Here is a 14,049-nt window from a genome sequence, read left to right as displayed (position 1 = left end):
CGCCGGGGGCTTTTTCCGGCGGGTTTCGCCCCCATTTGACCAGGCACGCCGCCATTGCAGGCGACCGCCGCCTGGCGCTTGGGATGACGCCCTAGTTAAAGGCTGGCGATAACCTATATACAATAGTCGGCTTGCCCTATCCATGGCTCGCGCGGGGATGGGCGCATCAAAAACATAGCGATAAACCCAAACAGACTCAAACGCAGGAGAATTCAATGTCCGTTATCGATACCGCCAGCCTCGTCGTGGCCCAGGCCGCCGCTCCCGAAGGCAATGCGCTGATGGGCATGCTGCCCATCATCCTGATGTTCGTGATCCTCTACTTCCTGATGATCCGTCCGCAGATGAAGCGCCAGAAGGAACACCGCAACCTGATCGCGGCCCTGGCCAAGGGCGACGAAGTCGTCACCGCCGGCGGCATGCTCGGCAAGGTCACCAAGGTCAACGACAGCTACGTCACCGTCGAAGTCTCCGAACTGGCCGACAAGCCCGTCGAAGTCATCATGCAGAAGTCGTCGGTGTCGACCGTCCTGCCCAAGGGAACCATCAAGGCCCTGTAAGCGTCCCAAAAGAGCCCCATCGGGGCTCTTGTCCTAGAAGGCGCCTACCGCCGCCCGCCGCGTTTCGCCCGGGCGGCCCTTTCATCTCTTTCAATGAAGTAGCCGGCAATGAACCGCTATCCCCTCTGGAAGTACATTACGGTCCTGGTCGCGGTCCTCATTGGCCTGCTGTACACGCTGCCCAATTTCTACGGCGAGTCCCCCGCCGTTCAGGTGTCCAGCGCCAAGGCCACGGTCAAGGTCGACACGACCGTGTTGGCGCGCGTGGAACAGATCCTGGCCGATGCCAAGATTCCCAACGACGGCGCCTATTTCGAACTGAACGGCACGCTCGGCACGGTTCGCGCCCGCTTCCCGTCGACCGACGTGCAGCTGCAGGCCCGCGACCTGATCGAAAAATCGCTCAACACCGTTCCCGGCGACCCGCAATACACCGTGGCGCTGAACCTCTTGCCCGCCTCGCCGCCCTGGATGCGCGCCCTGGGCTGGTTCGCTCCCAAGCCCATGTACCTGGGCCTGGACCTTCGCGGCGGCGTGCACTTCCTGCTGCAGGTCGACATGCAAGGCGCCCTGACCGCCCGCTATGATTCCCTGGCCGCCGACGTGCGCTCGGTGCTGCGCGACCAGAAGATCCCCGTGGCCGGCGTCGAACGCTCCGGCATGGGCATTGCCGCCACCTTCGCCAATTCCGACGACCGCGACCGCGCCATCTCGACGCTGCGCTCGCGCCTGCCCGACCTGGAATTCACCGAACGCGAAGAAAACGGCAAGCAGCTGCTGATGGCCGCCCTGAACCCGGCCGCCGTCACCCGCGTGCAGGATTCCGCGCTCAAGCAGAACATCAACACGCTGCACAACCGCATCAACGAGCTGGGCGTGGCCGAACCGGTCATCCAGCAGCAGGGTTCGGACCGCATCGTGGTGCAGTTGCCCGGCGTGCAGGACGTGGCCAAGGCCAAGGAACTGCTGGGCCGCACCGCCACGCTGGAAATCCGCATGGTCGACGACTCCCCCGCCGCGCAGGCCGCGTTGCTGGGAGGCAGCGTCCCGTTTGGTCTTGAGCGCTACAACGACCGTGACGGCCGTCCGATCCTGGTCCGCCGCCAGGTCATCCTGACCGGTGAAAACCTGCAGGACGCCCAGCCCGGCCGCGATTCGCAGACCCAGCAGGCCGCCGTCCACCTGACGCTGGACTCCAAGGGCGCCCGCATCTTCCGCGACGTCACCCGCGACAACATCAACAAGCGCATGGCCATCCTGCTGTTCGAAAACGGCAAGGGCGAAGTGGTCACCGCGCCCGTCATCCGCGGCGAAATCGCGGGCGGCCAGGTGCAGATCTCGGGCAGCATGACCTCCGAGGAAGCCGCCGATACGGCCCTGCTGCTGCGCGCCGGCGCGCTGGCCGCGCCGATGTCCATCATCGAGGAACGCACCATCGGCCCGAGCCTTGGCGCCGACAACATTTCCAAGGGCTTTTACTCGACGCTGTACGGCTTTCTGGCGATCGCCGCGTTCATCATCATCTACTACCACCTGTTCGGCGTGTTCTCCACGATCGGCCTGACGCTCAACGTGCTGCTGCTGCTTGCGCTCCTGTCCATGCTGCAGGCCACGCTGACGCTGCCCGGCATCGCGGCCATTGCGCTGACACTGGGCATGGCCATTGACTCAAACGTGCTGATCAACGAGCGCATACGCGAAGAACTGCGTGCGGGGGCCACACCCCAGCAGGCCATCCATCACGGTTTCGAACGCGCGTGGGGCACCATTCTCGACTCGAACCTGACCACGCTGATCGTGGGCCTGGCGCTGCTGGCGTTCGGTTCGGGCCCGATCCGGGGCTTCGCGGTGGTTCACTGCCTGGGCATCCTGACCTCGATGTTCTCGTCGGTCGTGGGCGTGCGCGCGCTGGCCAATCTGTACTACGGCCGCAAGAAGAAGCTCACCTCGATCTCCATCGGCGAAGTCTGGAAGCCGAAGGCAAACTGAAAATAAGGCGGACGGCCCCGGCCGTCCGCCACAGAAAAGAACCGAAGGCGAAAAATGGAATTTTTCCGGATTCACCGCACCATCCCGTTCATGCGCCATGCGCTGGTGCTGAACATCATCAGTCTCGTCACCTTCCTGCTGGCGGTCTTTTTCATCGTCACCCGCGGCTTTCACCTGTCGATCGAGTTCACCGGCGGCACGGTCATGGAAGTCAACTACGCCCAGACGGCGCAGCTTGAAAACGTGCGCGGCGTGGTGTCCAAGCTGGGCTACACCGACTTCCAGGTCCAGAACTTCGGCACGTCGCACGACGTCATGATCCGCCTGCCCCTGCAGGAAGGCCAGACGTCCGCCACGCAAAGCGAAACCGTCATGGCCGCGCTGAAGGCCGCCGATTCGGGCGTGGAATTGCGCCGCGTCGAATTCGTGGGCCCGCAGGTCGGCCAGGAACTGCTGCACAACGGCCTCATGGCGCTGCTGGTCGTGGTGATCGGCATCATGGTCTACCTGGGCTTCCGCTTCGAATGGAAGTTCGCGGTGGCCGGCGTGATCGCCAACCTGCACGACGTGGTCATCATCCTGGGCTTCTTCGCGTTCTTCCAGTGGGAGTTCTCGCTGGCGGTGCTGGCCGGCGTGCTGGCCGTGCTGGGCTACTCCGTGAACGAATCCGTGGTCATCATGGACCGGATCCGCGAAAACTTCCGCAAGTACCGCAAGGCGGACGTCCACGAAGTCATCAACAGCGCCATCACCCAGACCATCTCGCGGACCATCATCACCCACGGTTCGACCCAGATGATGGTGCTGGCCATGCTGTTCTTCGGCGGCCCCACCCTGCACTACTTCGCCATGGCCCTGACCATCGGCATCTGGTTCGGCATCTACTCGTCGGTGTTCGTCGCCGCCGCGCTGGCCATGTGGATGGGCGTCAAGCGCGAAGACCTGATCAAGCCGGTCAAGAAGGAAGGCGAAGAAGGCGAAGTCGCCTGATTGCCACGGCCCTGACACCAAGAACCCGTCGCTTGCGACGGGTTTTTCTTTTGGGGCACGGGCAGGTGCGGCGAGCACGAATAGTCCACCCCACCGTTTTTGGTTAGTTTGTCCGATCCCCCGCCACGGCGGTTGATTTATATATCCGAACAGGTATATCGTGTGGACAGAAAAACCCAAGCTTCTCTACTGGGAAGGATCTTCCAGAAAGGACTTCAAGGCGTTCCCGCTTCCCGTGCAAAAGCGAATGGGAATGTCGCTGTACACCCTGCAATGCGGCCGTTGGCCCGATGCTGCAAAAGCCATGAAAGGGCTGGGGCCGGGCGTTTATCAGCTTGCCGAAACCGAGCGAGGCAATGCGTATCGGACTGCCTACGCAATGAAGATCGACACCGCCATCCATGTACTGCATGCATTTCAGAAAAAATCCAAGTCGGGCATCAGCACGCCCCAGACCGACCTTGATCTCATATCAAGCCGGCTGAAGCGTGCAACGGTTCGGCAACATCCCCACCGGAGCGCTCCATGACCCGCACGCCCCATCCCGGCACGCAAAATGTGCTCTATGACCTTGGCTTTGACGACGCGGCCGAGTTGACCGCAAAGGTCCAGCTGGCCATCAGGTTCAACGATTTGATCGATCAGCGTGCCCTGAGCCAGCGGGAGGTCGCTGCGCTGACCGGAATGACGCAACCCAAAATCTCTCAAATGCGGCGGTACAAGCTCCAGAACATTTCCTTGGAACGGGTGATGCAGGCGCTGGTATCGCTGGATCAGCATGTTGAAATCCGCGTGCGCAAAGCCCGCCGGTCTGACGCGGCCGGCATCTCCGTCGCGGCTTGACACCAACACCGAACCGGACGAACGAGCGCCCATTCGTTACCATGCCCCTCATGAAACTCACCATCGACCACCTCGTCATCGCCGCCGCGGACCTCGCCAGCGGTACCGAATATGTCGCCGGACTGCTGGGCATCGCGCCGCAGGGCGGCGGCGCGCATCCGCGCATGGGCACTCATAACCGGGTGCTGGGCATGGCGGACGGCCTGTATCTGGAAGTCATCGCGATCGATCCCGACGCGCCGGCGCCCGAGCGCCCCCGCTGGTTCGGGCTGGACCAGGGCGACGTGCGCGCGCGTCTCGAACAGGGACCGTTCCTGGCGCACTGGGCCGCGCGTGTCGAGGCGCCGCTGGACCTGACGCGCATGCAGGCCGAGCACCCCGACCGGCTGCCGCCCGCCATCGCCATGACGCGCGGCGACCTGCGCTGGCGCCTGACCGTGCCGGAAGACGGCAGCCTGCCGGCGTGGCGCGAGGCCGGCTACGAAGCTGGCGAAGGCCTGCTGCCCACGCTGATCCAATGGGACGTCGAGAATCCGCCCGGCGCGACCCTGCCGCGCCAGCCGCTGCGCTTGCTCCGCCTGACCGGCTGCCATCCCCGCGCCTCGCTGCTGCGCCAGGGGTTGGCCTGGATGGGCGCGGATAGCCTGATCGACGTCGAGCAGGCCGACGGCCCGCCCCGCCTGCGTGCGCAGATCGAAACGCCGTCCGGGGTCAAAGTGCTGGCCTGACACGCACGCGCCGGCCCCGTTTTAAGCCGGCATTCCGTCCCCGGACGCCGTCACCGGACGAAAAAAAGGCCGCGGATTCCGCGGCCTTGTCTGCTTCCCGAGCCCTGCCTCAGGCCTTCTTCCACCAGCGCCACGGGGCGCGCAGCGGCCATTGGTACTTGCTGCCGAGCACCCGGGGGGCCAGATAGTGGCCGACCAGCACGGCGATGCCGGCGGCCGTCATCACGTCCGACAGATAGTGATCCAGGTTCACCAGCCGGCTGATCGCCACCAGCGCCGCCAGCAGCAGAAAAATCCAGCGCCAGCGGGGCGCCAGGATGCCCAGCACCACCGCCACGGCAAAGGCGGCGTAGGTGTGGCTGGAAGGAAAGGAATTGAACTGCTGGGCGCGGGAAAACGATTCGCCCAGGCCGTAGATGCCCTGTTCGAAATACAGCTCGGGGCGCGCGCGGGCCACGGTGCGCTTGAGCACCAGCACCACCAGCCCGCCCACCGCCATCGTCGACAGCATCAGCAGGCTGCCGCGCGCCATGGCGGCATAGCTGACGCGCAGCGGATTGCGCCACCCGCGCGACAGTCCCACCAGGCCGATCACATAGAACGCCAGCGCCATCGCGATGTAATGGCCGCTTTCACCCAGCTCGCCCACCCATTCAAACGACTGGTCCACGCCAGCCGACACCGATTGCTGGATCCAGATCGCGAGCGGCAGGTCGACCCACAACGCGCAGGCCGCCGCGGCCAGCGCCAGTGCGCCTGCCAGCAGCGCCCACACCGACGTGGGATAGGGATTTCGGTATTCGTCCTGGACGGCGGAACCGGCGCCGCCATCGAGGGACGGAGTGGCTGCCGCAGGCGTGAGGCGATTGGAATTCATCGGTTCCGCACGAGCATAAAAAGGAGATCTTGCCGGCGCCACCCGGCGCTCGGACCGCTATCGTAACGGCCAACGCGCGCCCGACCAAGAAACAATTTTTGGGCAAGGGTTAAAATTCCGCCTTTCCCCTCTTTCCAGCCCCCGGGATCTACACCCGTCACGGCGATCATCATGCAAGAAACTTCTCTCAAGCGCGCGGGCAATGTCCCCGGCGAAACCCGCGACGGCGGCTCCCCCGTCCTGCCTTCGGCCGTTCCCGGCGCCGGCTCCCCCCGCAAGCTGTACATCCGCACCTTCGGCTGCCAGATGAACGAGTACGACTCGGACAAGATGGCAGACGTGCTGCGCGAGGACCAGGGCGGGCTCGAGCTGACCGACAACCCCGAAGAGGCGGACGTCATCCTGTTCAACACCTGTTCGGTGCGCGAAAAGGCGCAGGAAAAGGTGTTTTCGGACCTGGGCCGCGTGCAGCACCTGAAGAAGACCAATCCGAACCTGGTCATCGGCGTGGGCGGCTGCGTGGCCAGCCAGGAGGGCGAAGCCATCGTCAAGCGCGCGCCGTACGTCGACGTGGTGTTCGGCCCGCAGACGCTGCACCGCCTGCCCGACCTGATCAAGCGCCGCCGCGACGAAGGCCGCTCGCAGGTCGACATCAGCTTTCCCGAGATCGAAAAATTCGACAACATGCCGCCGCCGCGCGTCGACGGCGCCACGGCGTTCGTGTCCATCATGGAAGGCTGTAGCAAGTACTGCAGCTTCTGCGTCGTGCCTTACACGCGCGGCGAAGAGGTCTCGCGTCCGTTCGACGACGTGCTGATCGAAGTGGCCGACCTGGCCGACCAGGGCGTCAAGGAAGTGACGTTGCTGGGCCAGAACGTGAACGCCTACCGCGGCCGCATGACCGATTCCGACGAGATCGCGGACTTTGCGATGCTGCTGGAATACGTGCACGAGATCCCCGGCATCGAGCGCATCCGCTACACGACCTCTCACCCCAAGGAAATGACCCAGCGCATGGTGGACGCCTACGCCCGCCTGCCCAAGCTGGTCTCGTTCCTGCATCTGCCGGTGCAAGCCGGCAGCGACCGCGTGCTGGCCAGCATGAAGCGCGGCTACACCACGCTGGAATTCAAGTCCGTCGTGCGCCGCCTGCGCGCCGCCCGCCCGAATCTCACGCTGTCCTCCGACTTCATCGTGGGCTTTCCCGGCGAGACCGAGGAAGACTTCGAAAAGACGCTCAAGCTGATCGAGGACGTCGGCTTCGATACGTCGTTCTCGTTCGTGTATTCGCGCCGCCCGGGCACCCCCGCCGCCGACCTGACGGACGACACGCCCCAGGACGTGAAGCTGCGCCGCCTGCAGCGCCTGCAGGCGCTCATCAACGAACAGGCGGCAACGATTGCCCGCAACATGGTGGGCACGCGCCAGCGCCTGCTGGTGGAAGGTCCCTCGCGCCGCGACCCGAACGAACTCATGGGCCGCACCGAAAACAACCGCATCGTCAATTTCCCCGCGCCCGCGCGGCTCATCGGACAAATGGTCGACGTCATCATCACCGAGGCGCACACGAACTCCCTGCGCGCCCGGGTTGCCGACGTGGACCGCACATCGCAAGAGGCTGAATGACCACTCCCCGCTCCCGCGCGCGTCGCAGCATGCCCGTCATCGTCACCCTGGACGGCGACAACACCCACCTGGCCAACCTCTGCGGCCCCCTGGACGAAAACCTGCGGCAGCTTGCCGACGGCATGACGGTCAAGCTGTCGCGCCGCGGCAGCCGCGTCACCATCGAAGGCGAGCGGGCCGAACTGGCCGGCCGCATCCTGCGCCGCTTCCACGAACAGGCCGTGCACCGCGCCCTGTCCATCGACGACATCCAGCTGGGATTGGTCGAGATCGGCGTGGGCCGCCAGGAAGACAAGCTCAAGGAAGAGCAGGCCCAGGAACTCGATGCCCTGCCCGCCCTGGACGACGAAAGCGACGGCATCGCACTGCGCACCAAGCGCAGCGACCTGCGTCCGCGCACGCCGCGCCAGCGCGACTACCTGAATAACATCCTCAAGCACGACATCACTTTCGGCGTCGGCCCTGCCGGCACGGGCAAGACCTGGCTGGCCGTGGCCTGCGCCATCGACGCCATGGAGCGCGACACGGTGCAGCGCCTGGTGCTGACCCGCCCCGCCGTCGAAGCCGGCGAACGCCTGGGCTTTCTGCCCGGCGACCTGGCGCAGAAGGTCGACCCGTACCTGCGCCCGCTGTATGACGCGCTGTACGACCTGATGGGCTTCGAAAAGGTGCAGCGCCTGTTCGAGAAGCAGACCATCGAGATCGCGCCCTTGGCCTACATGCGCGGGCGCACGCTGAACCACGCCTTCGTCATCCTGGACGAGGCGCAGAACACGACGCCCGAGCAGATGAAGATGTTCCTTACGCGCATCGGCTTTGGCAGCAAGGCGGTCATCACCGGCGACCCCTCGCAGGTCGACCTGCCGCGCGGCCAGGTCAGCGGGCTGGCGCATGCGGTGAAAGTGCTGCATGACGTCCAGGGCATCGCCACCACCAAGTTCACCAGCCGCGATGTCGTGCGCCACCCCCTGGTCGCCCGCATCGTCGACGCCTACGACCGCGCCGCCGAAGATGAAGCCTGAGCTGTCCCTGTCTGTGCAGTACGGGGTCGAGGAAGCCCGCCTGCCCCGCTGGCGCCTGCGCCGGTGGGCCGAACGCGCGCTGGGCGCCGCCCATGAAGACGGCCTGGTCGCGTTCTCGGCCGCCGAACTCAGCCTGCGGCTGGTCGGCGCGGCCGAGGGACGCCGCCTGAACCGCGACTTCCGCGGCCGCGACTACGCCACCAACGTGCTGACCTTCGAATACGGCGTCGACCCGATGGGCGTGGCCCGCGGCGACATCGTCATGTGCGTGCCCGTGCTGGTGCGCGAGGCCCGCGAACAGCGCAAGCCCTTGCTGGACCACGCCGCCCACCTCACCATCCACGGCGTGCTGCATTCGCTGGGCTACGACCACATCAAGGCGCGCGAAGCCAAGCGCATGGAAGCCCTGGAAACCGCCACCCTCGCGCAAATGGGCATTGCCGACCCCTACGTCGCCGCCTGAGCGCAGCGGCTCCGGGTCAACCCTGAGAAATTGCCGGAAAATGGCGTGCAGCAAGGCGCAGATCGCGTCCAATGCACTCATTTTCCCGGTTGGCGTTACAAACGATGGGCCAGTATCGGTTATGCTGGCTCCTCCATAACTTGTCCTCCCGGACGATGTCTGACCCTTACCCTGCTCCCGAAGCGACTTCCGCTCGCTCTGCCAAACCCGCCACCAAATCCCTCCTAGACCGCCTGCTTTCCCTTGTGCGCCGAGAGCCCGAGGACCGCGAAGGCATCAAGGCCGTCCTCGAAGCCGCGCACGAGCGCGATCTGCTCGACGCGGAGTCGTACAAGATGATCAAGGGCGCGCTAGCCGTGTCCGAGGGCACTGTCGGCGACATCATGGTCCCGCGCTCGCGCATGGATCTGCTCGATGTCACGCAGCCCATTCCCTACCTGGTGGCCTCGGTGATCGAAACCGCGCATTCGCGGTTCCCCGTCTACGAGGGCGATCGCGACAACATCATCGGCATCCTGCTCGCCAAGGATCTGCTGCGCTGCATGCTGGAACCCAACATCGACGTGCGCTCGCTGGTCCGCCCGGCCGTGTTCATTCCCGAATCCAAGCGCCTGAACGTGCTGCTGCATGAGTTCCGCGCCAGCCGCAACCACCAGGCCATCGTCATCGACGAGCACGGCGGCATTTCCGGGCTGGTCACGATGGAAGACGTGCTGGAACAGATCGTCGGCGACATCGAAGACGAGTTCGACGAAACCGAGGAAGACTCCATCTTCCCTGAAGGCGAAAACCAGTGGCGCGTGCTCGCGGCCACCGACATCTCGCACTTCAATGAAGTATTCGGCTGCCAGTTGCCCGACGACGAGTACGACAGCGTCGGCGGCTGGATGGGCGGTCAGCTCGGCCGCATCCCGCGCCGCGGCGACCACGCCGACATCGAAGGCCTGCGCCTGGAAGTGGCGCGCGGCGATGCCCGCCGGGCCATCTGGCTGCGCGTCAAGCGCCTTGCCGCTCCGCAGTCCGCAGCACCCGCCAACGACGCATGACCAGCACTGCGCGCAGCCGACTCCTGCGCGGCGCCGCCGGCCTCGTGCTGGCGGGCGCCGTCCACGCCCTGACCTTTGCCCCCGGCCCGCTGCCCGGATGGGCGCTGGCGTTCACCCAGATCGCCGCGCTGGCGGTGCTGGCTCGCGTCACGCTGTACGCCCCGTCTGCCCGTCAGGCTTGGCTGCGCGGCTGGCTATTCAGCTTCGCCAGCTACGCGCTGGGGCTGTACTGGATCTTCATCAGCCTGCACCGCTACGGCGATCTGGCCGCGCCGCTGGCCGTTGCCGCGGTGCTGGCGCTGTCGGCCTTCCTGGCCCTGTTTCCCGCCACCGCCAACGCGCTGGCGCGCCGCTACGCGCCGCTGGCCGCGGACGCCACGCCATCCCGCATCCTGACCGCCACACTGGCCTGGGCCGCGATGTGGGCCGCGTTCGAATGGCTACGCGCGGTGCTCCTGACCGGCTTTCCGTGGCTGAATATCGGCTACGCGCAGGTCGACAGCCCCATCGCGGGCTGGGCGCCGCTCGTCGGCGTGCACGGCATGGCGTTCCTGGCCGCGTTTGTCGCGGCCGCCGCCGCAAGCCTCTGGCAGCCCTCCCGCAAGGCCGGCGTGGCCCCGCGCCACGCGCTCGCCGCCGGCATCGCGCTGGCCCTGGCCGGGGCGGGCTGGCCGCTGTCTCGCATCGACTGGTCGGCGCCCGTAGGCGACCCGCTCAACGTGCGCCTCGTGCAGGGCAACATCGGACAATCCCAGAAATTCGATCCGGCGCTTCTAGAGCAGAGCGTGCGGCGCCACCTTGATCTGACGGCCATGCCGCCCGCGCCCGGCGTGCCCGCGCCGCAACTTGTCATCCTGCCCGAAACCGTGCTGCCCATCTTCCAGGATCAGCTCGATCCGCGGGTCTGGGAGGTCTGGCGCGACCTGGCCCGCCAGCGCAACACCGTCATCGCGATGGGCGTGCCGCTGCACGATCGCGTGGACGGCCGCGAACGCTACACCAACAGCGTCATCGGCTTTGACGGCGCCACGCCGGTCGAACAGCTGCTGGGCGGCAATACCGCCATGCGCTACGACAAACGTCATCTCGTGCCGTGGGGCGAGTACGTGCCGCCCGGCTTTCACTGGTTCGTCGAAATGCTCAACATTCCGTTGGGCGACTTCGACCGGGGCGGCGAACGCCAGACGCCCTTTGCCGTCGGCGGCCAGCACATCGCTTTCAACATCTGCTACGAAGACCTCTTCGGCCCCGACCTGCTGCCCGCCTTGCAGCCCGGCCCCAACGGTGAACCAGGCGCGACCATCCTGGTCAACGTCAGCAACCTGGGCTGGTTCGGCGACAGCTGGGCCCTGCGCCAGCACTTGCAGATCGGCCGGCTGCGCACCATTGAAACCGCGCGTCCGATGCTGACCGCCACCAACACGGGCATCACCGCTGCCATCGGTGCGAAGGGCCACGTTGCCGCTCAGCTCGCGCCGCTGCAGGCGGGCGTGCTGCCCGTCTCCGTCCAAGGCATGACGGGGCTGACGCCCTACGCGCGTTTTGGGGACAAGACCGCGCTCGCGCTGATCGGCCTGGCCCTCATTGCCGCGGTGGGCAGCGCCCGCCGCCCGCGCCGCGGCTGATCCCGGCTCACGCAAACAGGTTCGCGGGCAGCGAGCCTGTTTCGTCGGGCGGCGCCAACGGTCCGCTTCCCGCTCCCGTGGTTTCGATCGCCTCGGCAATGGCCTGCATGTCCTCGGCGTCCAGTTCCAGCTCGGCCGCGCCGATCACGCCATCCACCTGCGACGCGCTGCGCGCCCCCACAATGGCGCCCGTCACGCCCGGCCACGCCAACGTCCAGGCCGCCGCCGCGGCAGCGACGGTGGCGCCGTGCCGTTCCGCAATCGGCTTGAAGGCATCGGCCAGCGCCAGATTGCGCTCCAGGTCCGGTGAGCGGAAATCCGCGTGCCGCGACCGCCAATCGTCCGGCGGCAAGGCCCGTGCACGCTCGGCGCTGAACTTGCCGGTCAGCAGGCCCGAATGCATGGGGCTGTACACGATCACACCCGTGCCGTGTGACGCGCACCAGGGAATCAGGTCGCTGGCCGCAGTACGCTGGATCGCCGAAAACGGGGGTTGCAGCGTGTCCACGTGTCCCAGGTATTCGGCGGCACGCAACTGCGCCAGGTTGTGGTTGGATAGTCCGACAGCCCGGACCTTGCCCGCCTGCTTGAGGTCCAGCAACTCCTGCCAGTAAGCCTCCAGCGGTGTGCCGTCGCCCGCAGGCCAGTGCATCTGGTAGAGGTCGATGCGCTCGACGCCCAGCCGCCGCAGCGACCCCTCCAGCTCGCGCCGGATACTGGACGGCGCGCCCGTGCGCCGCGGCATGGCCTGCGGCTGCGCCGCCGACCACGTCAGGCCGCACTTCGTGAAGACATAAGGGCGGTCGGCGGCCGGCATCTGGGCCAGCGCCTGGCGCACGATGTCCTCGGAATGGCCCAGCCCATACACCGCGGCGGTATCGATCCAGTTGATGCCACGGTCGACCGCATGTCGGATCGCCTTGATGGATTCGGCGTCTTCCTGCGGCCCCCAGCCCACCGCCCATCCATTGCCGCCCATCGCCCAGGCGCCCAGGCCGATGCGCGTGATCTCCATGTCCGTGCGGCCCAGCGCGACGGTGGGAAAGGCGGTGCTGCTCATGGAGAAGTGCTCATGTGTCGATGTCCTTGCCGGTCTGCGGCAGCTTTCCGTGCGGCTCGCCACAGGGCGAGCACGTGTAAAAAAAGGCGAGCCTCGCAAAAAAAAATCAGCCGTTTAAGATAGCACCTGCACAAGCCGTTGATTTTATTGATTTCTGCATCAATCGACCACGGCCTGCAGCGTGGTTTTCGCGCCAAACAATGCCCTTCCAACGGCTATCCATCCCTCTTTTTTCGCAACTTTTTTGTTTTTTGCCATGAAGCGACTTGCACACCAAATTTAGTTCGTGCATAATCTCGTTTCTTCGCCAACGGCACTAAACAAAACCGGCAACGAAACAGCAAAAAACGCGCTTTAAACAGTAAGTTTCTAGCAAAAACGTTGAACGGATTGATTAGCGGAACGGGGGTATAGCTCAGCTGGGAGAGCGCTTGCATGGCATGCAAGAGGTCAGCGGTTCGATCCCGCTTACCTCCACCAGTCCAAAGCGAAGAGTAGTACAGCAAGTCCAAGTCCCCTTCGTCTAGAGGCCTAGGACATCACCCTTTCACGGTGAGTACAGGGGTTCGAATCCCCTAGGGGACGCCAGTCTTCTGGCATGCAGTAGAAGTGATGCAGTTGAAGTGACAATGTAGTTGAGTTAAGCCGCTGCGGAGCGGTAGTTCAGTTGGTTAGAATACCGGCCTGTCACGCCGGGGGTCGCGGGTTCGAGCCCCGTCCGCTCCGCCAAAAGCTCTCTCGCTCAGAGTCTTTCAAGAGCTCCGTTTTCGGGGCTTTTTTGTTTTATAAGTGTGAGACCTTGTTGTTTGAAGTTTGGGACAGCAGGACGCCCTGGGGGTATAGCTCAGCTGGGAGAGCGCTTGCATGGCATGCAAGAGGTCAGCGGTTCGATCCCGCTTACCTCCACCAGTCGCAGTACAGTAGTAACGCAGTACAGTAGTAAAGTTGTTAGTTCCGGGTCCCCTTCGTCTAGAGGCCTAGGACATCACCCTTTCACGGTGAGTACAGGGGTTCGAATCCCCTAGGGGACGCCAGCTTCCGCTGGCAAGCAGTACAAGCTGTCTTGACACCACAGCCGCAGTAAATAAGTTTGAAGACATCAGTAAGCCGCTGCGGAGCGGTAGTTCAGTTGGTTAGAATACCGGCCTGTCACGCCGGGGGTCGCGGGTTCGAGCCCCGTCCGCTCCGCCAAGCACATTGCGCTTACCGAACGCTGCTCG

Annotated in this window: 13 protein-coding genes and 6 tRNA genes; 17 read left to right on the top strand and 2 right to left on the bottom strand. The window is 65.1% G+C overall.

Annotated features, from left to right (window positions below):
• The first annotated feature begins 215 nt into the window (after window positions 1-215).
• The 6 genes from yajC to FBY20_RS17875 all read left to right on the top strand — a co-directional run bounded on the left by yajC (window position 216) and on the right by FBY20_RS17875 (window position 5,110).
• On the top strand, window positions 216-560 hold the full coding sequence (gene yajC / locus FBY20_RS17900) for a preprotein translocase subunit YajC (protein WP_054451553.1): 345 nt from the start codon (window positions 216-218) through the stop codon (window positions 558-560).
• A gap of 108 nt (window positions 561-668) precedes the next feature.
• Window positions 669-2,549 (top strand): protein translocase subunit SecD, encoded by a 1,881-nt coding sequence (gene secD / locus FBY20_RS17895; RefSeq protein ID WP_056326613.1) that lies wholly within the window; start codon window positions 669-671, stop codon window positions 2,547-2,549.
• A 54-nt stretch (window positions 2,550-2,603) separates the two neighbouring features.
• Entirely contained in the window at window positions 2,604-3,539 is a 936-nt protein-coding gene (secF, locus tag FBY20_RS17890; RefSeq protein ID WP_056326612.1) for a protein translocase subunit SecF, read from the top strand.
• Between the two features lie 160 nt (window positions 3,540-3,699).
• Entirely contained in the window at window positions 3,700-4,068 is a 369-nt protein-coding gene (locus FBY20_RS17885; RefSeq protein ID WP_142053774.1) for a type II toxin-antitoxin system RelE/ParE family toxin, read from the top strand.
• Window positions 4,065-4,382: a helix-turn-helix domain-containing protein gene (locus FBY20_RS17880; RefSeq protein ID WP_056326611.1), complete on the top strand. Its 318-nt coding sequence runs from the start codon at window positions 4,065-4,067 to the stop codon at window positions 4,380-4,382. The genes FBY20_RS17885 and FBY20_RS17880 overlap by 4 nt, the downstream gene beginning before the upstream one ends.
• A gap of 50 nt (window positions 4,383-4,432) precedes the next feature.
• Window positions 4,433-5,110 carry a VOC family protein gene (locus FBY20_RS17875; RefSeq protein WP_056326610.1) on the top strand — a complete coding sequence of 226 codons (678 nt, stop codon included), beginning with the start codon at window positions 4,433-4,435 and terminating at the stop codon, window positions 5,108-5,110.
• Window positions 5,111-5,219: 109 nt separating this feature from the next.
• Here FBY20_RS17875 and FBY20_RS17870 read toward each other — a convergent pair whose 3' ends face one another.
• Entirely contained in the window at window positions 5,220-5,987 is a 768-nt protein-coding gene (locus FBY20_RS17870) for a phosphatase PAP2 family protein (RefSeq protein WP_142053772.1), read from the bottom strand.
• A 171-nt stretch (window positions 5,988-6,158) separates the two neighbouring features.
• Here FBY20_RS17870 and miaB point away from each other — a divergent pair, with 171 nt between their 5' ends.
• The 5 genes from miaB (at window position 6,159) to lnt (ending at window position 11,769) form a co-directional block, all read left to right on the top strand.
• Complete coding sequence (gene miaB / locus FBY20_RS17865) at window positions 6,159-7,613, top strand: tRNA (N6-isopentenyl adenosine(37)-C2)-methylthiotransferase MiaB (RefSeq protein WP_142053770.1); 1,455 nt, start codon at window positions 6,159-6,161, stop codon at window positions 7,611-7,613.
• On the top strand, window positions 7,610-8,635 hold the full coding sequence (locus tag FBY20_RS17860) for a PhoH family protein (RefSeq protein ID WP_142053768.1): 1,026 nt from the start codon (window positions 7,610-7,612) through the stop codon (window positions 8,633-8,635). The genes miaB and FBY20_RS17860 overlap by 4 nt, the downstream gene beginning before the upstream one ends.
• A complete protein-coding gene (gene ybeY / locus FBY20_RS17855; protein ID WP_142053766.1) occupies window positions 8,625-9,098 on the top strand; it encodes an rRNA maturation RNase YbeY in 474 nt (157 codons plus the stop codon). The genes FBY20_RS17860 and ybeY overlap by 11 nt, the downstream gene beginning before the upstream one ends.
• Window positions 9,099-9,253: 155 nt before the next feature.
• Window positions 9,254-10,144, top strand: coding sequence for an HlyC/CorC family transporter (locus tag FBY20_RS17850; protein WP_056326602.1), 891 nt, complete (start codon window positions 9,254-9,256; stop codon window positions 10,142-10,144).
• Window positions 10,141-11,769, top strand: coding sequence for an apolipoprotein N-acyltransferase (lnt, locus tag FBY20_RS17845; protein WP_142053764.1), 1,629 nt, complete (start codon window positions 10,141-10,143; stop codon window positions 11,767-11,769). Before FBY20_RS17850 ends, lnt begins: the two co-directional genes overlap by 4 nt.
• Window positions 11,770-11,776: 7 nt before the next feature.
• On the opposite strand, the gene FBY20_RS17840 is transcribed toward lnt, so the two are convergent.
• Window positions 11,777-12,784, bottom strand: coding sequence for an aldo/keto reductase (locus FBY20_RS17840; protein ID WP_142056059.1), 1,008 nt, complete (start codon window positions 12,782-12,784; stop codon window positions 11,777-11,779).
• Window positions 12,785-13,233: 449 nt separating this feature from the next.
• On the opposite strand from FBY20_RS17840, the gene FBY20_RS17835 reads away from it, so the two are divergent.
• The 6 genes from FBY20_RS17835 (at window position 13,234) to FBY20_RS17810 (ending at window position 14,020) form a co-directional block, all read left to right on the top strand.
• A tRNA-Ala gene (locus FBY20_RS17835) sits at window positions 13,234-13,309 on the top strand.
• Between the two features lie 32 nt (window positions 13,310-13,341).
• Window positions 13,342-13,417 (top strand) — tRNA-Glu (locus FBY20_RS17830).
• Between the two features lie 64 nt (window positions 13,418-13,481).
• Window positions 13,482-13,558: transfer RNA gene (locus tag FBY20_RS17825), tRNA-Asp, on the top strand.
• Window positions 13,559-13,662: 104 nt separating this feature from the next.
• Window positions 13,663-13,738: transfer RNA gene (locus tag FBY20_RS17820), tRNA-Ala, on the top strand.
• A gap of 49 nt (window positions 13,739-13,787) precedes the next feature.
• Window positions 13,788-13,863, top strand: a tRNA-Glu gene (locus FBY20_RS17815).
• An 80-nt stretch (window positions 13,864-13,943) separates the two neighbouring features.
• A tRNA-Asp gene (locus FBY20_RS17810) sits at window positions 13,944-14,020 on the top strand.
• Window positions 14,021-14,049 lie beyond the last annotated feature (29 nt).

The sequence above is a fragment of the Achromobacter sp. SLBN-14 genome (assembly GCF_006715415.1).
GTDB lineage: Bacteria > Pseudomonadota > Gammaproteobacteria > Burkholderiales > Burkholderiaceae_B > Achromobacter > Achromobacter mucicolens.
The sequence above is the reverse complement of the archived record's forward strand: the minus strand, read 5'-3'. Positions and strand labels throughout refer to the sequence as shown.